The following is a 25,241-nucleotide window of genomic DNA, read 5'->3' as shown; positions in this document are numbered from 1 at the left end:
ATATTAATCTAAGAAAGGATGATTTGCGTTTACTTTAAGCCAAATCTTAATGATCTAACTTAATTAAATAGTTATGCTGGATGTCATTGTTATTTTTATTCAGGTGGAAATCATGAAAAAATTACTATTATTATCAGCTATTACTGTATTCACATTCAGCAGTTCGACCGCTTTGGCTACCAATTCTCTGAATGGCTGTGAAATAAAAAAACAGAAATTAACCGAGCAGATTGAATACGCTAAAAAACATGATAATAAATATCAAATTGCAGGTTTAGAGACCGCTCTTTCCAAGGTCGAAACTTACTGTACGCCAGAATCTCTGTACCAAGAGAGTCAACAAAAAGTCAGCGAGAAGGAACAAAAAGTAAAAGAACGAGAAGCCGAATTAGTCGAAACTAAAGCTAAGGGTGACATCGAAAAAATAGCCAAACGTGAACGCAAATTAGCTGAAGCTAAAGCTGAGCTGCACGAGGCACAAACCGAATTAGCTGCCAATAAGAAATTTATTAAATAGCCAGTTATTAGCGCTGGGCCATTACACCAAAAATAAACGACATTAACGTCAGTTGATTTATTTCTCGCCATACTGAATATAGGCCTCTAGTCGCTAACCTTTCCCTTCAGACCAGTTCTCGCTGGTCTGTCTACACTTTTATCGCTAGACTTAATCTGTTGTATGATATACCCGAAATATTTTAAGTCGCACAGGAACTAGCCGGCGTGGGTAGGCTATACTTTGAAAAAATGCAGTCATGAAAGGGGATCTGATGTCGAAGATACACGACACAAATAATAAAAACGACGATAATAAAGTGATATCGACCTTCAATAAAAGTGTCGATAATGGCAAGAAAGCACTGACTTTCTCGATGAAGATCGTCAATTTTATTTGTGCAATTCCATTTATCGCACATATTATTCGTGCCGCGAAGCGATTTACTGACCGAATGGGAAATCAGTTCGGCGCCGCGATTACTTATTTCTCTTTTTTATCCTTAATCCCTGTTTTGATGTTTACTTTTGCCGCGGCAGGTTTTGTTTTAGCCTCTAATCCAGATTTACTGGAAAAATTAATTCGCGGAATTTCTGGCAGTATCAGTGATCCGACTTTAGCGAGTACTTTAGAACGCACAATTGATACCGCAATTCGACAAAGAACTACCGTGGGATTAACCGGTTTGGCGTTGGCCGTTTACTCCGGCGTTAATTGGGTTAATAATCTTCGCCAAGCTATCTTGGCTCAATCTCGTCCTGTTTGGGAACGTAATGAAGACGAACAAGAAAAAATTTATTTTCGTTATCTACGAGACTTTTTAGCGCTCATCGGTTTATTAATTGCGCTGATAATTACCATTACACTTACCTCAGTAGCAGGTTCTGCACAAGCGACCATAGTCAGAGCTATCGGTTTAGAGGGGATTGAATGGCTACGCCCTGTCTGGACCTTAATTGGTCTAACCATTGCGATTACCGCTAACTTTTTGCTATTTTTATGGATTTTTTGGATCCTACCGCGTATGCAGCATCGTCGCTCATCGTTACTTAAAGGTACATTATTAGCGGCGATTGGCTTTGAAATTATCAAATCTGTGATGACATGGATGCTGCCCAATATTGCCTCATCTCCGTCTGGTGCGGCCTTCGGTTCAGTCATTGGGTTGATGGCATTTTTCTATTTCTTTGCCCGGTTAACTCTATTTTGTGCAGCGTGGATTGCTACTGATGAACCTAAAGGATCGCAATCCCAGCAGGTTCCAGCGTGAATAAGCAAAATACATAATTTATAGCAACTTATTCAATCTTTCCAATCCCTAAGGCAAGTTAATTACTTGCCTTTTTTAACCCCACAATATCAGGAGCATTCTATGCCGTTAGTCAATATTAGGATTACGCGAGAAGGTGTTAGCGCAAAGCAAAAACAGCAACTCATCGCCGGTGTGACGCAATTACTGGTTGATGTTCTGGGCAAAAATCCGGCTACAACCGTCGTTATCATTGATGAGGTAGATACCGATAATTGGGGCATTGGAGGGCAAACTATCACTATGCAAAGAGCCATCGAGAAAAATCAACCATGACAATCGATGATATTAGCCTACGGTTAGCGGGATTATCAGGCGGGAGCGCCCTATTTCTGCATAATAAAATCACCGGCCAATACATCAATTATACCAATAAAGGCGTGGATTTAACGGGTAATAACCCGATTACTCCACTGACGCCTTTTAGAATTGCCAGCAATACCAAAACATTTACCGCGGCCGCGATTCTGCGTTTATGGGAAATGCAGCAACTAGAATTAGATCATTCGATACGCCAATATCTCCCACCAAATATTAATCAATTACTCTCTTCGCATCATGGTACTGATCAAATAACATTACGGCATTTGTTAAATCATAGCAGTGGCATGTTTGATCATGCCGATCAGCGCTTCATCGCTAAATGCTTAGCCGCGCCTCAGCATGTTTGGACCCGGGAAGAACAACTGCAATTATATATCCAGAAAACAGTCCCCTATATCGCACCAGGTCAACAATTTATCTATTCAGATACCGGTTATCTACTGTTAGGTTCCATTATTGAAACAGTTAGCGGATTGCCACTTGCTAAAGCGATCAGAACATTACTCAATTTTAATGAGATCGGCCTAAAAACTGCATGGTGGGAAATACTAGAACCTCAACCGGCAGAAGCCTTTACCAGAGCAAAACAGTATCTCGGTCAATACGATGTTTCTGCGTTACATCCTTCAATGGATTTATTTGGAGGTGGAGGTTTAGTGATGACAACGCAGCAACTCGTCTTGTTTATGCAATCTCTCTTTGAAGGCCATATTTTTGATAACCGACAAACATTAACCGAAATGCTATCGGTAGGCCAACATGAGGGAGCTGAAAACTATCGACTGGGTTTATTCGCCAATAATTTCAATGGAATAACTGTTTATTCTCATTTGGGATTCTGGGGATCTGCGGTTTATTACTCACCAGAACAGCAGCTATGTATCGCGGGCTTTGTCGATCAAAGAGAACACCGGGCATCTCTTGTTCAATTAATAGAACAATTAATAGTCGAGTAATAAATAATAAAGTAGTTTACTAATAAAAATCCCTCTGGGGATCATACCGCAGAGGGATCTCATTAATCACACCAGTAATCACACCAGTAATCACACCAGTAATCAGCAAAAATTACGATTTATTTTCATCGTTTACAGGCGGTAAAGTACTCGTCGTTGATTGCGGTGTCACAACCTCTTGAGGCCATAATACTTTTTCAAATTGTAGACGCAATTGCTCAGCATCTAATAACTGTTTACTTTTCGGCTGAACTAATACCAATGCGGGCTCTTGAGACAACAGGCGGCGCACTTCCATATTCATTTGCTCTAAATTCTGTATCGCCAAAAAGGCTTGTCTGAAACGCTGATACTGCTCCGGTGCAATATCTATCACATTATTTTGCTGTGAAGTAAGTCGCTGATTAATCAAAACATCGGTGCTGGTACGAGCATATGCAGCAAATAACTGCGATAACTGAGATTGTTTTTCTTGTATCATCGAATCAAACAGCTCTGGTGCAATGCCATTTTTATTAATAGATGCTAATTCATTCATTAATAATTCAGAGGCTTGCGCCATTTTATCCGCGGGAGCGAAAATAGTTAATGTGCAGCTAGCACGTTGATATTGCACTCGACAATCTAATTCTGGCCGAACTTCCTCTGCAAATTTCTTAGCAAATACTTGCTGTAAAGAACGATATAGGGCTTCTCTAGCAATATCTTGCTGCCAGTAATTTTTTAATACCCGTGAATCTTTGATTGGTAACCAATCAATATCCCAAATAAGTGCTAAAGAATCAGTTACTTCACGATCAGTTAAGAGATTGACTGCTTGAGGTTTCAATGGTGACAGACTCGCCACGGGAACAGGCTCAGAACGTTTACCTTCCAGCGAGGCAAAATTTTGTTGAATAACATCAGATAACATACGCCCATCAACATGACCGGCAATATATAAGGTCATCATATCTGGCGTATACCATTTTTGATAAAACTGATTCAAGCTATTAATATTTACACTATCGGTAGGTTTCAATCCAGGATCGTAACCTACCATAGAAGAACCCTTCAAACGAACGCGCCATACGGGATCGTTAACATCCATGGGTAACGTAGCGACGGGGATATCCGACGAGGTTAATGCTGTTTGTAGCGCTTGCTGAGTAAACTGACCACCCGCCGCAGATTCAGCGAGCCATTTCAGCGCATCTTTTAATAGTTCAGGCTTATTATTTGGCAAGCTTAGGCTATATAACGTGAAATCATACGAGACAACCGCTGGCGGCATCGGTAGCGTTGGATCGATAGCATTACGCCACAAATTTTGTAATTTTTCAGCAGGTAATGACTCCGTTGGCTGATAAAGCGCCATTTTAGGGATCAAATAGCTATAGCCTTTTTCACTCACATCTTCAGTTAATGAACCTGTTTTAATGGCTAATCTCAATTGAACACGATCGTTTGGGCGTTGAGGTGTTTGTAGCAATTGCCACGAAAAACCATTCTCTAATTTGCCCTGTTGCCATGCAGGATCAGGCTGTAATGGTTCAGCGCTGACAACCCCAGCTACTGACAATAATAAGCCACTAATGTAATACCGAACTTTCATACCCTGCATGTGAACCCCTATGTATTCTTCTATCCTTGTATTTAACCGTAAAATTATTACTTTTAAATTAACGGGAAACGCTAATTCGTAGGGTCAAATCGTATTATTGTACAGCTATCACTTTGATAAGTGTACATGGACTATAAAATCGTTAGACCATCAATCTTAATGTTAGGTTCATGGGCTAATCTAACTTTTGACTATTAATTTGTTTATTAATTTGATTATTGTATCCCTTAGCCAATAATCCTAACTCATCGTCATTATGATATTCATCAACAAACACTTGATTTACAATTTTATTTTCATTTAAATCAAGCGCAATACGGCGTAAAGGTCGCACAATAAAACGACTCATAAACCATGTTGCTGCCACAGTAACAATCAACGTCAATAATAAATATGTCGTGATTATAAGCCCGAGCGTATTCAATGCGTAGTGATAGACCCGATTTGAGTCAACTTGCAAGATTAAATTGCCAAACGGTTTACTCATTGGCGCTGCATTACCGTAAGCATATAACGGGAGCCTCACCTCTACCGGAATATCAAACATTAACTTAGCCCAGCCGGGGATCGGTTTTGGTGTCGCAAAATTTAGGCTCATGACTCGCACATTTTCATGCCGAATAAGGGTAGCTTGCCCCATAATTCCTGAGGTTTTTAAACTGATAAGCAAAGATTTTGCTTCGTTAAGATCTGAGCTAAGTAAAGCATCAGTCAGCGGTTTTTGGATTTGCAGCGCCGCATTACTCAGTTGACTGAGGTAATCGTTTTTGCGCTGTTCTAATAAATAAGTGAATTGAATACTCAAAAAAATGGCGAACGAACAAAGGGTGATCAAAAAGAACACCAGCAGGCTTTTTAATGTTAATGAACGTTGAACACGCGTTTTCATTTCACTCAAGTAATCCTAATAAATCATCTTTAACAGATTATTACGGTTGGCTAGTATACTTGATTTTCAAAAAATACGTGTGGTTAATTCTTAGTCACAGTTAAGTCTATCAGCGGGTTTATTGCTGCCATTAGATGGCTAAAGTTGGGTTAATAAGTGACAGAAACAATCTATTTTCTGTCACTTATATGTACTAACTGACTAAGAGCGAGCCTTCTTCATCCTGATCGACGGCTAAACAAGCGACTAACTGATGATTGTAATCTTTCAATGTAGGCTGAAACTGGGTACAGGCACCGAAGGCACGACGACAACGCGCGGCAAAAGCACATCCCGGGGGCGGATTCATTGGGCTAGGTAACTCCCCCGTTAACTTAATTCGCTCACGTCTTGAGGCGGGATCTAAACGCGGTGTAGCAGAAAGTAAGGCTTGAGTATAAGGATGGCGAGGATGATTAAAAATTGCCTCACGGCTACCTTTTTCAACACAGCGACCTAAATACATCACCATCACTTCATCGGCTATATGCTCAACGACGGAAAGATCATGTGAGATAAAGACATAAGACAAGCCAAATTCCTGCTGTAAATCCATCATTAAATTCAGAACTTGAGCTCTAACCGAAACATCGAGTGCCGAAACCGGTTCATCCGCAATCACCACATCGGGATCTAACATTAATCCACGAGCAATCGCGATACGCTGCCGTTGTCCCCCAGAAAACATATGCGGATAACGGCTATAGTGCTCAGTTTTTAATCCCACTTTTGCCATCATCGCCAATACTTTTTCTTTCCGTTCAGCCGCAGTCAGTGAGCTATTAATTAACAACGGCTCTTCTAAAATTTGCCCTACTTTCTTGCGAGGATTCAATGACCCATAGGGATTTTGAAAAACAATTTGAATTTTTTGACGACGTAGTTTTTCTGCGCTTTTATCTTTAACTAATAAATCTTGTCCTTGATAGTACAGCTCGCCCGCTGTCGGTACCTCAATCATAGTCAATAAGCGACCCAAGGTAGATTTGCCACAACCTGATTCACCGACAACCGCTAATGTTTTGCCTTTTTCCAGCTCAAAAGAGATACCATCCAGTGCCTTTACGGTTTTCTCTGCCGAAAAAATTCCACCTTTTACACTGTAATACTTGGTCAAATCCGTTGCTTTTAGCAACGGCTGATGCTGTTTTTGTTGCTGGCTCATACTGTCGGTCTCCCTGAATCGTCCAACGGCATATGGCATTTAACCTGCCTTTCCCCAAACGTACGTAGTTCCGGCTCTTCCTGTTTACATTTCTCGCTAACATACGGGCAGCGCGGATTCAGTAAGCAGCCCACCGGGCGGTCGTATTTGCCGGGAACAACACCGGGTAATGACGCCAAACGCGCTTTATCTGTCGCAAATTCGGGCAGTGCGCGCAATAATGCTTGTGTATAAGGGTGGCGAGGTGTTTTGAAAATATCTTTCGCCAGTGCAGATTCAACCACCTGTCCGGCATACATTACAATAATGTGATGAGCCGCTTCAGCAACTAACGCCAAATCATGAGTGATCAGTACCAGCGCCATATTTTCTTGTTGTTGCAGTTCAAGCAGTAGCTCAATAATCTGCGCCTGAATAGTTACATCGAGCGCTGTCGTCGGCTCATCAGCGATTAATAATTTAGGTCGACAAGCTATCGCCATTGCAATCATCACTCGCTGACTCATCCCACCAGATAATTGATGTGGATAAACATCTAAGCGGGATGCAGGATCAGGAATTCCTACCATGGTTAATAAGTCAATCGCGCGCTGCTTGCGAGTGCTACGACTGCCACCATAATGCACTTTTAAAGCTTCCATTATCTGGTATCCGACGGTAAAGCAAGGGTTCAGACTCGTCATCGGATCTTGAAATATCATCGCTACATCAGCGCCGACAATATTACGCCGTTCTTTTTCCGACATTTTCAATAAATCACGACCGTTGAACTCTAAATGCTCGGCAGTCACTTTTCCGGGATAATCAATTAATCCCATAATCGCCAATGAGCTTACGGATTTACCGGATCCTGATTCACCCACAATACCAACAACTTGACCTTTCTCAACCTGATAGCTAATACGATCAACGGCGCGGAATGGCGCTCCTTCATCTCCGAAGTGCACCGATAACTTATCTATATTTAACAATGCCATTTGATTACCTCGTTACTGCTTAAGTTTCGGATCAAACGCATCGCGCAGACCGTCACCCATCAGGTTAAATGCTAATACCGTAAACAGGATAGCTAGCCCCGGGAATGTAACCACCCACCACGCACTTTGTGCGTACTGCAACACATCTGATAGCATGGTTCCCCATTCGGGGGTCGGTGGCTGTGCGCCCATTCCTAAAAAGCCCAAAGCCGCCATATCCAAAATAGCATTAGAGAAGCCTAATGAGGCTTGTACAATTAATGGCGCCAAACAGTTAGGCAAGATATTGATAAACATTTGACGCGCCGATCCCGCCCCTGCAACACGGGAAGCAATCACGTAGTCTCGGTTAACTTCGACTAAGACAGCCGCGCGGGTCAATCGCACATAGTGGGGTACCGCTACACAAGTTAATGCCAAAGAGGCATTGACAATCGAAGGGCCAAAAATTGCTACCAGAACGAGCGCCAGTAATAAGCTCGGTAATGCCAGCATGATATCGACAATACGCATAATTGCCATATCAACTAGGCCGCCAAAATATCCGGCTATTAATCCTAAAATAACCCCAAAAAATAACGATAATATCACTACTAAACAGCCGACAAATAAAGAGAGTCGAGCGCCATACATTAATCGTGATAATAAATCTCGACCAATATCATCGGTGCCTAAAATAAACTGCCAACTACCGCCTTGCTCCCACACTGGCGGTGTCAGTAGATATTGGCGAAATTGTTCGTCAGGAGCATGAGGGGCTAATACACCAGCAAGAATGGCTATCAAAATCATCAGAATGATATATGCCATTCCAATTACAGCCCCTTTGTTGCGCTTAAAATAGTGCCAAAACTCGTGTAATGGGCTCATCGGTTTAGGAGCACTGCTAATCGTAGGCTCAGTAGATTGAGACATCTTTAGGCTCCTTATTTTTTATGACGAATACGAGGGTTAACAATGCCATAGAGCACATCAACCAACAGATTAACGACAATAATTAATGTAGCGATTAACAGTACGCCGCCTTGAACTACCGGGTAGTCACGACGCTGTAAACCTTCAATTAACCAACGGCCAAGGCCCGGCCATGAGAATATAGTCTCCGTCAAAATAGCGCCGCCCAATAATGTTCCAACCTGTAAACCGATAATGGTTATTACTGGAAGCATGGCATTGCGTAGAGCATGAATTAATATTACTCGCATTCTACTGACGCCTTTGGCTCTGGCAGTACGAATGTAATCTTCACCAAGCACTTCTAGCATCGAAGAGCGTGTCATACGGACAATCACTGCCAATGGAATGGTGCCCAAAACAATTGCGGGCAGAATGATATGCTCAACCGCGTCGATAAAATCGCCCGGCTCTCCCCAAAGCAAAGTATCAATCAGCATAAAACCCGTCAGGGGATATGTGTCGTCTAAAAATAAGGAATCGCCTACTCGCCCTGACACTGGCGTTAAATTCCAATGCACGGAAACCAACATTATCAGCATAATCCCCCACCAGAAAATCGGCATGGAGTAGCCTGTCAATGCAATACTGACCGCAGTATGATCAAAAATAGAACCTCGTTTTACCGCTGCCAATACTCCAACCGGTATGCCGACCGAGATAGCGAAGATCATGGCACAAATACCTAGCTCTAACGTGGCTTTAAAGCGAGGAAGGAATTCGTCCCATACAGAAATCCTACTGTTGAGTGAAATGCCTAAATCACCGTGTAAAATCCCATTAATGTAATGCAGATATTGTTGCCAATATGGTTGATCAAGCCCTAATTGAGCCATCAACTGAGCGTGTCTTTCCGGTGATATTCCGCGTTCCCCTGCCATTATCATCACCGGATCGCCGGGGATCATATGAATAAACGCAAAAGTGAGGAGTGTGATACCAATGAACGTGGGGATCACCAGCCCCAGCCGTCGGAGGATAAATTGCAACATATCCCGAATTTCCTTTTAAATACGACTAACAGCTCTAGGACTGTTTGAATCAGAAGAAAATATATCTTCTAGGCTCATAGATAACGACTCTATACACTGCTTCATGAAGTCCATGAAGCCACCCTCTGCAAGACTTAACAGAGAATGGCGATAACAGAATAAAAAAGGTTATTCTTCAATATCTACTTGGTCGAAGTGATGTTTGCCTAATGGATCAACAACGTAGCCTTTCACTTCTTTTCGGATCGGTTCAAACACGGTTGAATGTGCAATAATCAATGCTGGTGCTTGCTCATGCATAACAGCCTGTGCTTGTTGATAGAAGCTAACTCGCTCATCATGATTTGCGGTGATACGTGCAGGCTGAATTTTATCTTCAAAACCTTTGTAGCACCATTTTGAGTAGTTGGAGCCCTGAGCCTTAGCAGCGCAGCTAAATAAGGTAGCAAAGAAGTTATCCGGGTCGCCATTATCCCCTGTCCATCCCATCATCACGGTCTGATGTTCGCCATCTTTCGCGCGTTTCAAGTACTCACCCCATTCGTAAGTCACGACTTTTGATTTAACACCAACTTTAGCCCAGTCGGCTTGGATCATTTCTGCCATGCGCCGAGCATTTGGGTTATACGGACGCTGAACAGGCATCGCCCATAAATCAATAGTAAAACCGTCCGCGAATCCAGCTTCTTTTAAAAGCTGTTTAGCTTTTTCTGGATCGTATTGATAATCCACAAGCGTATCGTTATAGCCCCACATCGTAGGTGGGATCAGGTTTTTGGCTTTTTGCCCTGCGCCTTGATATACCGCATCAATAATCGCATCTTTATTAACCGCCATCGTCAGTGCCTGACGCACTTTTTGATTATCTAGCGGTTTCTTTTCGACGTTAAATGAGAGATAACCGACGTTTAAGCCCGGTTGTTCAAGCAGAACAATATTCTTGTCTTCTTTCATACGCGCTAAATCAGCCGGATTAGGATACGGCATAATCTGGCATTCATTTTTTTGTAATTTGGCGTAACGTACCGAGGCATCTGGAGTAATAGAGAATACCAGTCGATCAATTTTTGGCACCGTTCCCCAGTAATCTTTATTAGCTTTAAACAGAATACGAGAATCTTTTTGATATTGCTGTAACTGGAAAGGCCCAGTTCCGATAGGGCTCAAGTCAACCTGCTCGGGTTTACCCGCCGCCAACATTTTATCGGCATATTCCGCTGACAGAATAGAGGCGAAATCCATTGCCATATCCGCCAAGAATGGGGCTTCAGGACGAGAAAGTGTGAAACGGACGGTATTATTATCAACCTTTTCAATTTTCTCGATCATATTATCCATATCCATGCCACTAAAATACTCATAGCTTCCACCAGATACTTGGTGATATGGATGATTAGGATCTTTCTGGCGCATAAATGAATACACGACATCATCGGCATTAAACTCACGCGTAGGCTTAAATGCTTTATTTGCATGCCATTTCACACCTTTGCGTAAATGAAAAGTATAAACTTTGCCATCTGCGCTGACATCCCAGCTTTCCGCCAGACCCGGTTCGATTTCAGTAGTACCCTGTTTGAATTCAACTAACCGATTATACAGCGGCACTGAACTCGCATCATAGGTAGTGCCCGAAGTAAATAATTGAGGATTAAAACCTTCGGGGGAACCTTCAGAACAATACACCAATGTTTTGGCCTGCACAGAGGCAGATACCGCTAACGCCGCCAATGTTAAACCAACGGTTAATGCCCCTGTCTTTTTCATAGAGCGTTTCATCGACTTGCTCCTGTATATGTTTGCAATTTTGATTGTTATGTCGCTAAATTTTTCCGGTCATATCACCAGAAAATTCGGATTTATTAAATTTATTTACTGTTATCCTTTGGACAATAAAACAACTGTAACCACTAACGTCAACACCTATTCCATTTTACTTATGTGGTTTTAAAAAACATAAGTGAAACATTTTCATTACAAATTCAGTGTAAAATATAGCCTGCTAATTAATAGTATAGTCAATAAAACTGCAAAATTAGCCATATCTAAAAAGTTATCACTGCCTGATTTATTTTTATATTTGTGATTAAGCGGTCAGTTATTGAACGAATGTCGGGGAGGATTGGGAATAATGCCGAATATTATTCTGGTCAGATGAAAGTAAAATTCTTTTAAAACTGTTTATTAGACTAACTTCCCATTAAATAAAACAATATAAACCACTATGAGAAATTGAACAGATAATAGGTAATAACGCCACGATATTATCCATTCAAAATATATTCCAGTCTAAACAATTTTAGTTAATCGATACTAAGCCGGGATATTTCGCCCTATAAATTAATAACTGATACCTATAATAAAACCCGTTATTAGGGGATCAGCTCGTGTCTGCGCCGGTTTCCATAGAGGTGCACCAATAAAAGCTTGATAATTAATCGCCTTAAATTGTCCTTTTACACCAATTTCAGTACCTAATAAGCGATTATCACGCCAGAAATATCCTTTATCCTCTGAGACCGCACCGTAATCAATCCCCCAATATAATTGTCCTTTAGGGAAAGGCGCTAGCCAGCTCAATTGTTGCTTGATTTCTAATGCCTGTGAACCTGAGCGAGTGGTTGCGTAAGTAAAACCTTTTAATCCGTTTCTACCCGCTAGCGACGTCTTATCGAGCTTTCCGTCTAATAAAGAATGAGCTAATTGAATTTCAACCGCAGAATGATATAAAAATGGCTGAGAGAATAAGAATAAATATTGAGAGATATCTGCACTAAATTGATAAATTTGAGCTTTCTTTAATTCTAAATCATGAATTAACTCAGCACCAAACCAGGCTGTGGCTTGTTTATAGCGTACAGAAAAATCAGCCTGCCCTCGAGGTAAAAACCACTGATGATTTAAACCAACAACTGCATAACTGGCCAATCGCTTTTCTGTATTATCCAAGCGGATCCCAGCTAAAAAAGTATTTAACGTATGTAATTGAGTCCCAATCACCAAAGATGTTTTAGTATTAAAATCACGATGTAATAAATAACTACTTTCGATACTAATATATTTACTTCGCTGCGCATAACGCACTGAGCGGCCATCAGAAAAAGTCAAACCAGCATCATTATAGGTATCCTGATAAGACCCCATAGCTGTAAAGAGCCCATATTTATAAGGTATCGAATAAGAAAAATAAGCATTTTTTAGCCCTTTGGAGTGATCATTATCCGCATCTCGACCTAAAGATAAATATAGAGAATCATTTAATAATAGAGGGTTACTTAATAGTAGAATATTATTTATTAAATAATCGGCCTTGCCGGGTAATTTTCTACCATCGAAGGTAATTCGTCCATATAGGCCACGTTGCTTATGCCTTTGAATAACAATAATACTACTTTGAGCTGCATCTGGATCTTGATTAACATGAATAGTCGGCTCAGTTAATGGTGCATTCTGTAAATTATCTAATCCCTGCTCCAAAACCCGTAAATTTAATGGACTCTTTTTATCATAAACAAAAGCATTATCTAATGAATAATGTTCTTGTTGTGTATCGTAATAAATAATTTTGGAAATAATTCCAGGTACTAATTGGATGGTTAAAATTCCAAATAATAAATTTTGTTGTGGGATCAATACCTGAGATGTCACATAGCCTATAGTAGATAATTGTTGTTCAATATAAGAGAGATAAATATCAATTCCTTCATTACCCAAACATTTACCAATTAGTATATCTGACCATTGCTGTAATTTTTTTTCAGTCAGTAAAGGAAATTGCTTTTTACCGCTAAAATGAATCTGATGAATAGTTAAACATGATGACTCATATGGTAACTGAATAGGAGAATGATTCTGTTTGCCTAACTCAAACAACTGGGCTCGAGGTTGATCGATAATATGCTCAGAATCCTTTATTTGCTCATATAATACTTCATTATTTAACAATTCCTCGGCATTAGCGTATGTTATAAATAATAAAATAAATATTACTGTTTTTAGCTTCATTTATCTTCCTTAATAATTACTTGAATTATTCCTTAATTCAAATATTGCGATTAATTCACATAATAATTTAATACCAGCATCTATTTAAATAAACCTTTTTTATTATATCCTATCCTAAAACTTTTCGTCCTATGAAAAATAATTAATGTATCTACAATAAAAGAATCGTACAAGAAATTAATATCAATTAAATAATATTAATAACATAAGTTATAGATATTAGCTTAGACGTATTAGCTTAGAGCTATTAGTTTGTTAAAATATATGTTAGATAAATATAAAATAGAGAAAAAATAGATAAAACTAAAGATAATGAAACCAAAATTAAAAATAGAGAATTAGAAATAGAGAATTAGAAATAGAAAATCAAAAAATTCAGAATTAAAAACATGGAAACAAAAAACCCCACCTGAAACAGGTGGGGTTAGGAATTTGGTCGGCGAGAGAGGATTCGAACCTCCGACCCACTGGTCCCAAACCAGTTGCGCTACCAAGCTGCGCTACTCGCCGAAATCGGTGTGCATAATACTGCGGATATTATCTATCGTCAACTGCTTTTTAGCGCTAACTGTTTGATTGCTGATAAAACCATCAACTTAGTATGGAATAAGCCAAGTCAGCGAGATATCTAGTATTTAGGCCCAAAAATTACGCGCGAAAGTGCTTATATTTTTATTTATTAGTTTCATAGCTATATTCATAACTATATTGATAACCGTATTGATAGCTATATTTATAGCCATTTTATCGTCACAAAAAAATAGCTAGCTATTCGGTTAATTTTAATCATATTAATTACATAATACGATAATCAACCCAATAACTAGCCACAGTAATACCAGCACAATCCTCTAGAGTCGCGTAATGCTACTCTATACTGTTCAATTTACTGCAAAACAGATATATCAGCTACTTTTAAGAATAGCTCACGTAATTGGTTTAAAAGTGTCAGGCGATTAATACGCACCGCATGATCTTCATCCATAACCATTACATTATCAAAGAAGCCGTCAACCACTTCGCGTAATGAGGCAAGTTCGACTAACGCTTCTTTATATTGCCCGGCCGCGAACATTGGTGCTAATTTCTCTTGCAGAACAACCAAATGAGTCGCTAATTTAACTTCTTCTGGCGCTTTGAGAACAGCAGCTTGTACACTGCCATCCAGTTTTTCTGCTGATTTACTCAGAATATTAGAGACACGTTTATTCGCTGCTGCCAAAGCTGTTGCTTCTTCCAGTGTGCGGAAATAAGTCACCGCCTTCACTCGAGCATCAAAGTCAGCTGGCTGCGTTGGACGACGCGCTAAAACAGCTTGAATAGTATCAATGCTATAACCCAGTTCTTGATACCATGCACGGAAACGTCCCAGCATAAATTCCACAACATCCTGAACTACATTCTGGTTAGTCAGTTTATCACCGTACAAACGCGCGGCTTCTTGTGTCATTTCTACTAAATCGAGCTGATAGCCTTTTTCCACAATGATGCGTAACACACCTAATGCAGCGCGGCGTAAAGCAAATGGGTCTTTATCGCCTTTAGGGAATTGGCCAATACCAAAGATCCCAGCCAGAGTATCCATTTTTTCAGCTAACGCTAACGCAGCAGAAACATCAGTTGATGGCAGAGAATCGCCCGAGAAACGCGGCTGATATTGCTCTTTAAGCGCCAACGCGACATCTTCAGCTTCACCATCGTGACGAGCATAATGCATGCCCATAACACCTTGGGTATCGGTAAATTCGAATACCATATTGGTCATTAAGTCACATTTAGCCAGTAAACCTGCGCGTGTTGCATGGTTAACATCAGCACCAATTTTTCCTGCAATCCAACCGGATAAAGCTTCTAAACGCTCAGTTTTATCACGTAATGTGCCCAGTTGTTTCTGGAATAGTACGGTTTCTAAACGAGGTAAATTATCTTCAAGGCGTTGTTTACGGTCAGTTTTAAAGAAGAATTCGGCATCAGCTAAACGCGGTCTTACCACCTTCTCATTACCCGAAATAATTTGCTGCGGATCAGAAGATTCAATATTAGTCACAAAGATAAAATTCGGCAGTAATTTGCCCTCTTTATCATAGACTGGGAAATATTTCTGATCACCTTTCATGGTATAAACTAATGCTTCTGAAGGCACTTCAAGGAATTTTTCTTCAAATTTTGCCGTCAAAACAACAGGCCATTCGACTAAAGAAGTGACTTCTTCAAGTAAGCTTTCAGTTAAATCAGCCACGCCGCCTAATTCTTGAGCCGCTTTTTCAGCCCCTGCTTTAATGGTGGCTTTACGTTGCTCATAATCAGCAACGACTTTACCACGCTCCAGTAAAATATCTGGATATTGATCAGCATTTTCAAGCGCAAATTCAGCTTCACCCATGAAACGATGCCCACGGATCACACGATCACTCTTAATACCCAGTACTTCACCCTCAACGATATCGCTGCCTAACAACAACGTAACCGTATGAACTGGACGCACAAAATGGGTTTCTTTATCGCCCCAACGCATTAGCTTAGGAATAGGTAATTTCGCTAATGAACGGCTAACCATATCAATTAATAACTGCGTTACTGGCTGGCCTTTTACTTGCGCGCGGTATAATAACCATTCGCCTTTATCAGTGGTCAAACGCTCAGCTTGATCTACAGTAATCCCGCAGCCTCGCGCCCAACCTTCCGCAGCTTTGGTCGGGTTACCCTCGGCATCAAATGCTTGAGAAATTGCAGGACCGCGTTTTTCAACCACTAAATCAGGTTGAGATGGCGCCATATCGGCAACTTTAATCGCTAAGCGACGCGGCGCAGCAAACCACGTTACTTTGCCATGATCAACGTTAGCGTTATCCAATTCAGCTGTTAAGTTCGCCGCAAATGATTCAGCAAGAGAACGAAGAGCCTTCGGCGGTAACTCTTCGGTGCCGATTTCCACCAGGAAAGTCTGTTGAGTCATAACAGCCTCTTAGTTCTTGTGACACATAGGGAATCCTAACGCTTCACGGGATGCATAATAAGCTTCAGCAACCGCTTTAGTTAGGGTACGGATACGCAAAATATAACGTTGGCGCTCAGTCACTGAGATTGCTTTACGCGCATCTAGCAAGTTAAACGTATGAGCAGCTTTTAAAATACGTTCATAAGCGGGTAATGGCAGTGGGGATTCCAGAGACAGTAAATACTGCGCTTCTTTCTCGTACTCTTCAAAACAAGTGAACAAGAAATCAACATTTGCATATTCAAAGTTATAGGTAGACTGCTCAACTTCGTTTTGATGATAAATATCACCATAAGTGGTTTTGCCTAATGGGCCATCGCACCACACTAAGTCATACACGCTGTCTACGCCTTGAATATACATTGCCAGACGTTCTAAGCCATAAGTTATCTCGCCAGTAACCGGTTTACACTCTAAACCACCCACTTGTTGGAAATAGGTAAATTGAGTGACTTCCATGCCGTTAAGCCAGACTTCCCAACCGAGACCCCAAGCACCCAATGTTGGGTTTTCCCAGTTATCTTCGACGAAGCGAATATCATGAACGGTTGGATCAAGACCAAGTTCTTTTAATGAACCGAGATACAGCTCTTGAATATTGTCAGGCGAAGGCTTAATGATCACCTGAAATTGATAGTAATGCTGGAGACGGTTAGGGTTTTCACCATAACGACCATCCGTCGGACGACGTGATGGCTGAACGTAAGCCGCAGCTATAGGCTCTGGTCCCAATGCTCTCAAGCATGTCATTGGATGAGATGTTCCTGCGCCGACTTCCATATCCAATGGTTGAACAATGGTACAGCCTTGGCGCGCCCAGTAATCCTGAAGTGTCAGGATCAGACCCTGGAAGGTTTTGGTATCAAACTTTTGCATGTTAAGTCCGCACGCGATACATGAATTTATTAAAGTAGATAAGTATACCCTTTGAACGCCAGATATACAGCATCGAATCCCAGTCTATTTGTAATGATAATAAAAAAATTCACTAATTTGCTTCTAAACTGTTTTTATATACAGTATAAGTAAGTACAAAATTTCAACATATAGAGTCAGGCTGTTAAAATGAAAATAGATAATACGCCTCATCGCTGTGATTGGGTAAATGATGATCCTCTTTATTTGAGCTATCACGATCATGAATGGGGAAAAGCAATTTATGATAACCAGAAACTGTTTGAGCTGATCTGCCTTGAAGGGCAGCAAGCGGGGCTTTCTTGGTATATTGTACTAAAAAAACGTGAAAACTATCGTGAACTATTTTTCCAATTTGATCCTGAAAAAATAGCCGCTATGAATTCTCAGCATATTGAGAATTTAATACAAGATCCGCGGATAATCCGCCATCGTGGAAAAATAGCCGCGATTATATCTAATGCACAAGCCTATCTGCGTATGCGTGAACAAGGCGAAGATTTTAGTACTTTCATTTGGCAATTCGTTAACCATCAACCTATCAATAACCATTGGACTGAACTCAGCGCAGTTCCTGCCTCGACGCCTCAGTCGGATGCTTTAGCTGATGCATTAAAAAAACGCGGCTTTAAATTTATTGGTACCACCACCTGCTACGCATTTATGCAAGCCACAGGTATGGTAAACGACCATTTAATTAACTGTCCGGCAAAATAGAATAAAGACATGTGAAATATCAACCGCTCAGCAATGTAATAAATCAATATAAAGCAGCACCCAGTAAAATTAGTATTTATTATTAGCCGCTACATCCACACTCAGAGATAAAATCCAATATAACAACAAAAAGCAAACTATAACCCCATAAATGAGGTAATTATCAGATAATAAATTTGACCAATACCAAGTTTATCTGTTGAACTCTGAATTTTTGCGGAGTATGTTGGGATAATTAATATTTAATAAATTATTTACTATATGTGAATCAACAAGATGATATTTTCTAAATTTGGTAACAAATTCGCTAAACATTCAGGGATCTCATTATTAATGAAAGACTTGAATGAAGGCCTTCGAACTCCAGGGGCCATTATGCTTGGCGGCGGAAACCCGGCACATATTCCTGAAATGGATAACTATTTTCAATCATTACTGACTGAGATGAGCCAAAATGGGCTGCTTACAGACACACTGTGCAATTATGATGGGCCTCAAGGGAAAGATACCATGCTGCAAGCGCTGGCCGAAACCCTGAAGGCGCAGCTGGGTTGGAATATCAGCGCTAAAAATATTGCCTTATCAAATGGCAGCCAAAGTGCTTTTTTCTATCTATTCAATTTATTGGCTGGACGTTTTGATGACGGAATTAAACGCAAAGTACTATTTCCTCTGGCACCAGAATATGTCGGCTATGCCGATGCTGGCTTAGATGATGATCTATTTGTAGCCAATAAACCTCAAATTGAACTGTTACCCGACGGTCAATTCAAATATCATGTTGATTTTAATACTCTACAAGTAACTGATGATATTGGTGTTATTTGTGTCTCTCGGCCAACCAATCCAACGGGTAATGTAATTACCGATGAAGAAGTCCATCATCTGGATAAATTGGCAAAACAGCATAATATTCCATTATTAATTGATAATGCTTATGGCATCCCATTCCCCGGAATTATCTTTACTGAAGCAACCCCTTTCTGGAATGAAAATGTCATTCTGTGCATGAGCTTATCTAAACTCGGATTACCAGGTACTCGTTGCGGTATCATCATCGCCAATGAAGAAATTATAGAAGCAGTCAGTAATATGAATGGCATTATCAGCCTTGCACCTGGAGGTGTCGGCCCTGCATTAGCCCTCGAAATGCTGCGACGTAATGATTTAATGTCATTATCCAAAAATGTTATTGGTCCATTCTATAAACAACGTGTAGAACAAGTGATCGATATTATTCGTCGCTATTTGCCAGAAGATAAATGTTTGATCCACAAACCTGAAGGTGCCATTTTCTTATGGTTATGGTTTAAAGACTTACCAATTAGCAGCGAGGAGCTATATCGCCGACTCAAACAACGTGGTGTGCTGATGGTTCCAGGCCATTTTTTCTTTCCGGGTATTGAACAAGATTGGCCGCATGCTCACCAATGTATGCGTATGAATTATGCACCGGAGCCTGAAATTATTGAAAAAGGCATCGTAATTCTGGCTGAAGAAATTGAATTAGCCTTTAAAAATGCTGATTGAATCAAAATAATAATCGATACAATTTAAATCATCATAAAATAAAAAAATACCCCTTAAGCATTGAGGCTGAAGGGGTGAAAATTAACGAGGATAGAGTTAATAATATGACTGCACGGTAGAACAATAGGGCCGATGATATTTATCACCAACGATTTTTCACCAGAGTATTAAAACAAAAATATTCCATATCAATCTGCCGAATAGGCTCTTATTCATTCCTATTTACCGCCCATCAATAATAATCATTCTCGGATGCATAAAGTCAAAAATCTCCCGACTAAAATTAGCCAAGAGATTTTTATTTAGCTAATTATCTACATCGCCCAAAACAAAATAGCCAGTAATTGTGGCGAGATAATGCGTAAGAACATAGCCAAAGGGTATACCGTTGCATAAGATAATGCCGGAGCACCACTAGTTGGATGAATATTATTAGCAAATGCTAATGCCGGTGGATCAGTCATTGAACCAGCGAGTACACCACATAAGCTCAAGTAATTCATCTTACCGAAAATGCGTGCGATTAAGCCGACAATAAACAGCGGAAGGAACGTAATTAAAATTCCATATCCTATCCATGTAAGCCCATCGCCTTTAAATAAAGTATCGATAAACTCACCACCTGAATTTAATCCCACTACCGCTAAGAACATCACTATCCCTAATTCTCTTAGGGCCAAATTAGCACTGGGCGGCATAAACCAATAGAGTTTCCCGATAGTCCCGATACGTCCTAAAATTAATGCAACCACCAGCGGCCCACCGGCTAGCCCTAATTTTAGCGCCGCAGGAAATCCAGGAATAAATAACGGAATAGAACCTAATACCACACCTAAACCGATACCAATGAAAACAGGTAGCATCTGTACTTGGTGGAGTTTTTGTTTAGCATTACCAAGTAACGCGGTCACCGCCTCTATCGATTCTGGGCGCCCTACGATATTTAAAATATCACCAAACTGTAAAATTGAATTGTTATTAGCCACGAGTTCAATCCCAGCACGGTTCAAGCGAGTTACTACCACATCGTATTTCTGTTTAAGATTCAATTCCCGTAAACGCTTACTTAATACAGAATCATTGGTCACTACCACTCTAACCGATTGGAGCACCGTTCCTGAGGTTGATAACGATACTTCGACTTCTTCACCGAGAACTAAACGTACTTTATTAAGATCGTCTTTCTGACCCACCACATGCAGTAAATCACCGAGCTGAATAAGTGTCGTTGGCTGAGGAACGACTAACATGTCATTTCGTTTTAATCGTGAACAGACAATTTCCTCGCTACTTAATAACGGTATATCTTGCATCATTAAACCATCAAGATTCGGATTTCTGATGGCAATATTCATGGTCTGCAATGTTTCTCGTTGCTGAAAATTCTGCTTATCAAAATTATTAGCTTCCTTATCAACTTTAATTTTCAACAGTAGACGGATCAGCCACATAACAAGCAAAATACCACAAATACCCATCGGATAAGCCATTGCATAGCCCATCCCCATTTGCCCGATTAAAACAGGATCAGACCCTAGATCAGTCAAAATCTGCTGGCCAGCACCTAAAGATGGCGTATTAGTGACCGCTCCTGAAAAGATACCTAATAATATAGGCAGGGGAATATCGGCTAACTTATATATTATGGCGGTAACAATTGCGCCCAATAAAATAATTAAAATAGCAAAACCATTTAATTTTAAGCCAGAAACCCGAAGTGAAGAGAAAAAACCAGGACCTACTTGAATACCGATAGTATAGACAAACAGTATCAAACCAAATTCTTGGATAAAATGCAGCATGTGACTATTAAGCTGTAGGCCATACATTTGGGCAAAATGTCCGACGATAATCCCGCCAAATAAAACGCCACCAATACCTAAGCCAACATTACGGACTTTCCAATTACCTATCCATAAACCTAATGCAGCAGCTAACGCCAACATACTAACAGTAAGAGCTAACTCACTCATAGACCGCGTTCCTTTTTTGACGAACCTAGCTAACAAAAATAAATAACCTAAATCTACTAACTGAATCGATTGTGCCAAATAAAAACAAAGTAATATGTGTAATACACCACAGTTCAGAGCATCTAGAGTTTAAATATAAAATAGAGCTCATTCTCCATAACAAATAACTAAAATCTTCGATTAAATCAGTTAAATTTGTTAACAAAATAAACAGACAACTTAATAGAATATAATCTATGATCAGTCGATAGGACTATCTTGTGGCTTGCTCTCTCTATAAGCAAAACGTTATCTATAGTAAAATAGATCTATTGAAGAATATAATTAGACTAAAGTCGCAATGATTTATATTGATCCTGAATGTAATTAGTTAGAAATATTAAAATTTCATCTTTTTAAGCAACTGATACAGGTTTAAACAAGAATAAAATGAATTTATCACTAATCAACAAAATTATTTTATGTGTCAGCCCATTAATACTTAGCGGCTGTTCAAGTATTATGAGCCATGCAGGTCCACCACAAGGCTATTATTCTGGAGCTAAAAATAATATTGAAATGATAAAAGATGAAAATACAGGCTGGGTAATGAAGCCATTATTAGCAATTGACCTACCATTTTCAGCGCTAATGGATACCCTATTGCTTCCTTATGATTATATGAGATCAGATAATGACCCACAAAAAGACTCCCCCAAAAAACGAATCGAGTCTCTTGAAAAACAACAAAATGATATAAACAAATAAGCCTGTAAAATCAAATCACTATAATCATAATGTGATTGTTTTTTGGCGGTTATTTGGTAGTATGTTGTCGTAGTATAGCTTTACGATTACGATATAGGTTACTTTTCTTTTGGCAGTAACCTCTTCAGCTCTTTTAAATTCACCAGTCCTTCCATACACGCTTGTTCTTGCTGGGCAGGTTGCATCGCTAATATTTGTTTTTTATTCTCAATAAAATTAGACCGTATCTCAATCATGTCATGCTGAATATTAGGATCATTCTCTATTGTGGTAAAAAAAACATCGACCTGAGAAAAGTATTCATTACATGATTGCGGTAAAGTCTCTGAATAAGCTGACGACATTATAAGCATCATAAAAAAAATTGATGTCAAAAAGTGATTCTTCATTATTGTTTACTCATGATCAAGCAAATATAGATAAGTTATTACTCAAATTAAGAGAAATAATCTGCGTTATCCCTCTTAATAAGGATATGCTGATATTATTTATTAATATAATTTTAATCTACAAAAAATTTATTCGATACATCACAAAAATAAATGAGCCGATAAATTGGTATCCACCGTAAAAATCTGCCGATATCCATCGAGATCGCGCATAAACGCAATTTGACTATTATCTGGAGAGAATACTACCGCCTCAGCACAAGGTGCTGGTATCGAACTAGTTGTAATTTTTGTTATTTTACCAGAACTAACTTGGCACAGCGCTACACTATTTTGATAAATAAACGTAATATACTCGCCTGTATTATCCCAACTAAACGCAGATTGAACCCCTGAATCGCCATGAGTCACCTGCCGTAATTCCCCGTCACAAGTTGAGACTAGCCATAACTGCACCACATTATGATCATCTTGACGTAAACACGCAATTTGGCTGCCATCGGGCGATGTTCGCAACCAATGTCGGGGCTGTAATGCTAATCCTGGATTATTTAGATGATGAGTAAATGTAAGTCGCCGTTGTTTTACGCCATAAGGAGGAGCAGGAAGCTGTTGCTCAGTTCCTTGTAATGGATATTCACCCTGTTGCTTCATCTTTTGAGGATCGTCCGGTAAATCAACAATAAAAATTTCCGGAACAATTTTTCCTGCTTGATTATCTGGTGACAAAGCAAGCGTATCACCAATAAACACGATTGCTCGTTGTTGCCATCCACCATCTTTACGTCGATAACCTTTTTTTCCCACCCAACCTTCTTCATACGCACGAGTAATATCATCGCTACCCGCGCTAGGACGAACGGTTGTTGTCGTAATTTGACAGCAAAAATATTCCCCATCATATTCCCTAGGATGGCTGCGATTATCAATAATCACAGGACCTACGGGTACGGCGACAGCAACATTTCGTTGATCCCAAGCTTCATTAAGCTCATGCATAATATGATCATTGTAAGTAAAGCTTAGCCATTGACCATCAGGGCTAAAAATATGAACATGCGTTCCCCCTCTTAATGCGCCAGCCACGAACGGAGGCGTTAAACTCAGCGCATCAATATTGTGACAATAGCCCCATTCATCTTGCTTTACATACACACCACGGCGATGATGAAAATCATACTGCCAAGATTTATCTGGATTTTCAGGACCGTGAATAAAAGCATAACGGGGGGGATTATTTGGACTTACCGTCACCACCCCTACGTGCGCATCTGAATTTGCTTGATATATTTGCGTAACTTCACGAGTGTTCACATGAATTTTTTCTATCGTTTTACTGGTGAATGACCCTCCATCAGGACGAAGGTCATAAACCAACCATTGGCTATCTGGTGTCCAGACGTTAATATTGCTAAGCTGATGGTTACGTAAGTCAAAAGTAATCTGGCGCTCTTTATATATCATTTTATATTTGGCCTATAGTTATCTGTCATCTGATATCACCATCAGTTCAGATTAAAAAAACTAATTTAACTTGAGTGTCACTAGAAAATTTCAGTCGAGAATTTTCTATAACCTCTTTACCCTTTAGCATCCAATTAGTGGCTAACTGAAATTATTATGTTACTCAGTGTTCTCTATATTATAGGTATTACGGCTGAAGCTATGACCGGTGCTTTAGCCGCAGGACGGCGAAAAATGGATGTCTTTGGCGTCATTATTATTGCTTCTGCAACCGCTATCGGCGGAGGTTCGGTCCGCGATGTTTTGCTTGGTCATTATCCTCTCGGATGGGTTAAGCATCCTGAATATATAGTTACTGTTGCCTGTGCCGCAGTCATTACGATGTGGATAGCCCCCATGATGAAGCATTTACGCCGGCTATTTCTCATCCTTGATGCTATTGGACTGATGGTTTTCTCTATTCTCGGTGCCCAAATAGCCCTAGATATGAACTATAGCCCTATTATCGCAGCTATTGCCGCTGTTATCACCGGCGTTTTTGGTGGCGTATTACGCGATATGTTGTGTAATACCATACCGCTAGTCTTCCAAAAAGAAGTCTATGCCGGCGTCTCTTTTGCCGCTGCTTGGCTTTACATTGGCTTACTGCATACACCACTGCCGCAAGATGTGGTAGTGATCATTACGTTAATTGCTGGATTAACCGCTCGATTACTCGCTATTCGCTATCGATTAGGTTTACCTGTTTTTAACTATGAAAATCCTGATTAATATTTATCTCGTTCTTAATCAAAGATCA

General features: G+C 40.1%; 21 protein-coding genes and 1 tRNA gene. 8 read left to right on the top strand and 14 right to left on the bottom strand.

Annotated elements, in window-relative coordinates; all coding sequences use genetic code 11:
- The first annotated feature begins 112 nt into the window (after window positions 1-112).
- The 4 genes from MNY66_RS01040 to MNY66_RS01025 all read left to right on the top strand — a co-directional run bounded on the left by MNY66_RS01040 (window position 113) and on the right by MNY66_RS01025 (window position 3,085).
- On the top strand, window positions 113-517 hold the full coding sequence (locus MNY66_RS01040; RefSeq protein ID WP_047255345.1) for a DUF1090 domain-containing protein: 405 nt from the start codon (window positions 113-115) through the stop codon (window positions 515-517).
- 253 nt (window positions 518-770) lie between these two features.
- Complete coding sequence (yhjD, locus tag MNY66_RS01035; RefSeq protein WP_047255346.1) at window positions 771-1,766, top strand: inner membrane protein YhjD; 996 nt, start codon at window positions 771-773, stop codon at window positions 1,764-1,766.
- 102 nt (window positions 1,767-1,868) lie between these two features.
- Window positions 1,869-2,081, top strand: a complete 213-nt coding sequence (locus MNY66_RS01030; RefSeq protein WP_047255347.1) for a 2-hydroxymuconate tautomerase family protein — start codon at window positions 1,869-1,871, stop codon at window positions 2,079-2,081.
- Complete coding sequence (locus MNY66_RS01025) at window positions 2,078-3,085, top strand: serine hydrolase domain-containing protein (RefSeq protein ID WP_241501261.1); 1,008 nt, start codon at window positions 2,078-2,080, stop codon at window positions 3,083-3,085. Before MNY66_RS01030 ends, MNY66_RS01025 begins: the two co-directional genes overlap by 4 nt.
- Window positions 3,086-3,197: 112 nt before the next feature.
- Here MNY66_RS01025 and MNY66_RS01020 read toward each other — a convergent pair whose 3' ends face one another.
- From MNY66_RS01020 to glyQ, 11 genes are all read right to left on the bottom strand, one after another.
- A complete protein-coding gene (locus MNY66_RS01020; RefSeq protein WP_241501260.1) occupies window positions 3,198-4,688 on the bottom strand; it encodes a M16 family metallopeptidase in 1,491 nt (496 codons plus the stop codon).
- Window positions 4,689-4,863: 175 nt separating this feature from the next.
- Window positions 4,864-5,577, bottom strand: a complete 714-nt coding sequence (locus MNY66_RS01015) for a HAMP domain-containing protein (protein WP_241501259.1) — start codon at window positions 5,575-5,577, stop codon at window positions 4,864-4,866.
- 193 nt (window positions 5,578-5,770) lie between these two features.
- Entirely contained in the window at window positions 5,771-6,781 is a 1,011-nt protein-coding gene (dppF, locus tag MNY66_RS01010) for a dipeptide ABC transporter ATP-binding subunit DppF (protein WP_047255350.1), read from the bottom strand.
- Complete coding sequence (gene dppD, locus MNY66_RS01005) at window positions 6,778-7,758, bottom strand: dipeptide ABC transporter ATP-binding protein (protein WP_047255351.1); 981 nt, start codon at window positions 7,756-7,758, stop codon at window positions 6,778-6,780. The genes dppF and dppD overlap by 4 nt, the downstream gene beginning before the upstream one ends.
- Window positions 7,759-7,770: 12 nt before the next feature.
- Entirely contained in the window at window positions 7,771-8,673 is a 903-nt protein-coding gene (gene dppC / locus MNY66_RS01000) for a dipeptide ABC transporter permease DppC (RefSeq protein ID WP_053907394.1), read from the bottom strand.
- Window positions 8,674-8,684: 11 nt separating this feature from the next.
- Window positions 8,685-9,704: a dipeptide ABC transporter permease DppB gene (gene dppB / locus MNY66_RS00995; protein ID WP_047255353.1), complete on the bottom strand. Its 1,020-nt coding sequence runs from the start codon at window positions 9,702-9,704 to the stop codon at window positions 8,685-8,687.
- 168 nt (window positions 9,705-9,872) lie between these two features.
- Window positions 9,873-11,483 carry a dipeptide ABC transporter periplasmic-binding protein DppA gene (gene dppA / locus MNY66_RS00990; RefSeq protein ID WP_047255354.1) on the bottom strand — a complete coding sequence of 537 codons (1,611 nt, stop codon included), beginning with the start codon at window positions 11,481-11,483 and terminating at the stop codon, window positions 9,873-9,875.
- 561 nt (window positions 11,484-12,044) lie between these two features.
- Window positions 12,045-13,709, bottom strand: a complete 1,665-nt coding sequence (locus MNY66_RS00985; protein ID WP_047255355.1) for a ShlB/FhaC/HecB family hemolysin secretion/activation protein — start codon at window positions 13,707-13,709, stop codon at window positions 12,045-12,047.
- 433 nt (window positions 13,710-14,142) lie between these two features.
- Window positions 14,143-14,219, bottom strand: a tRNA-Pro gene (locus MNY66_RS00980).
- A gap of 376 nt (window positions 14,220-14,595) precedes the next feature.
- The gene (gene glyS, locus MNY66_RS00975) at window positions 14,596-16,665 is read right to left on the bottom strand and encodes a glycine--tRNA ligase subunit beta (RefSeq protein ID WP_047254666.1); all 2,070 of its coding nucleotides are present in this window, start codon (window positions 16,663-16,665) and stop codon (window positions 14,596-14,598) included.
- 9 nt (window positions 16,666-16,674) lie between these two features.
- Entirely contained in the window at window positions 16,675-17,583 is a 909-nt protein-coding gene (gene glyQ / locus MNY66_RS00970) for a glycine--tRNA ligase subunit alpha (protein WP_047254665.1), read from the bottom strand.
- Window positions 17,584-17,772: 189 nt separating this feature from the next.
- On the opposite strand from glyQ, the gene MNY66_RS00965 reads away from it, so the two are divergent.
- Window positions 17,773-18,339 carry a DNA-3-methyladenine glycosylase I gene (locus tag MNY66_RS00965; RefSeq protein WP_241501258.1) on the top strand — a complete coding sequence of 189 codons (567 nt, stop codon included), beginning with the start codon at window positions 17,773-17,775 and terminating at the stop codon, window positions 18,337-18,339.
- Window positions 18,340-18,615: 276 nt separating this feature from the next.
- A complete protein-coding gene (locus tag MNY66_RS00960; protein ID WP_047254663.1) occupies window positions 18,616-19,869 on the top strand; it encodes a valine--pyruvate transaminase in 1,254 nt (417 codons plus the stop codon).
- Between the two features lie 314 nt (window positions 19,870-20,183).
- On the opposite strand, the gene MNY66_RS00955 is transcribed toward MNY66_RS00960, so the two are convergent.
- Window positions 20,184-21,842 carry a putative transporter gene (locus MNY66_RS00955; RefSeq protein ID WP_047254662.1) on the bottom strand — a complete coding sequence of 553 codons (1,659 nt, stop codon included), beginning with the start codon at window positions 21,840-21,842 and terminating at the stop codon, window positions 20,184-20,186.
- A gap of 429 nt (window positions 21,843-22,271) precedes the next feature.
- Here MNY66_RS00955 and MNY66_RS00950 point away from each other — a divergent pair, with 429 nt between their 5' ends.
- Entirely contained in the window at window positions 22,272-22,589 is a 318-nt protein-coding gene (locus tag MNY66_RS00950; protein WP_047254661.1) for a YceK/YidQ family lipoprotein, read from the top strand.
- Window positions 22,590-22,687: 98 nt separating this feature from the next.
- On the opposite strand, the gene MNY66_RS00945 is transcribed toward MNY66_RS00950, so the two are convergent.
- The gene (locus tag MNY66_RS00945; protein ID WP_241501257.1) at window positions 22,688-22,933 is read right to left on the bottom strand and encodes a DUF5339 domain-containing protein; all 246 of its coding nucleotides are present in this window, start codon (window positions 22,931-22,933) and stop codon (window positions 22,688-22,690) included.
- A 186-nt stretch (window positions 22,934-23,119) separates the two neighbouring features.
- Window positions 23,120-24,442, bottom strand: a complete 1,323-nt coding sequence (locus MNY66_RS00940) for a YidR family protein (RefSeq protein ID WP_241501256.1) — start codon at window positions 24,440-24,442, stop codon at window positions 23,120-23,122.
- 156 nt (window positions 24,443-24,598) lie between these two features.
- Between MNY66_RS00940 and MNY66_RS00935 the strand changes: the two genes are divergently transcribed.
- A complete protein-coding gene (locus tag MNY66_RS00935) occupies window positions 24,599-25,213 on the top strand; it encodes a trimeric intracellular cation channel family protein (RefSeq protein ID WP_047254658.1) in 615 nt (204 codons plus the stop codon).
- The last annotated feature ends 28 nt before the right edge of the window (window positions 25,214-25,241 follow it).

Source organism: Moellerella wisconsensis (assembly GCF_022592395.1).
GTDB classification, from domain to species: Bacteria; Pseudomonadota; Gammaproteobacteria; order Enterobacterales; family Enterobacteriaceae; genus Moellerella; species Moellerella wisconsensis.
The sequence above is the reverse complement of the archived record's forward strand: the minus strand, read 5'-3'. Positions and strand labels throughout refer to the sequence as shown.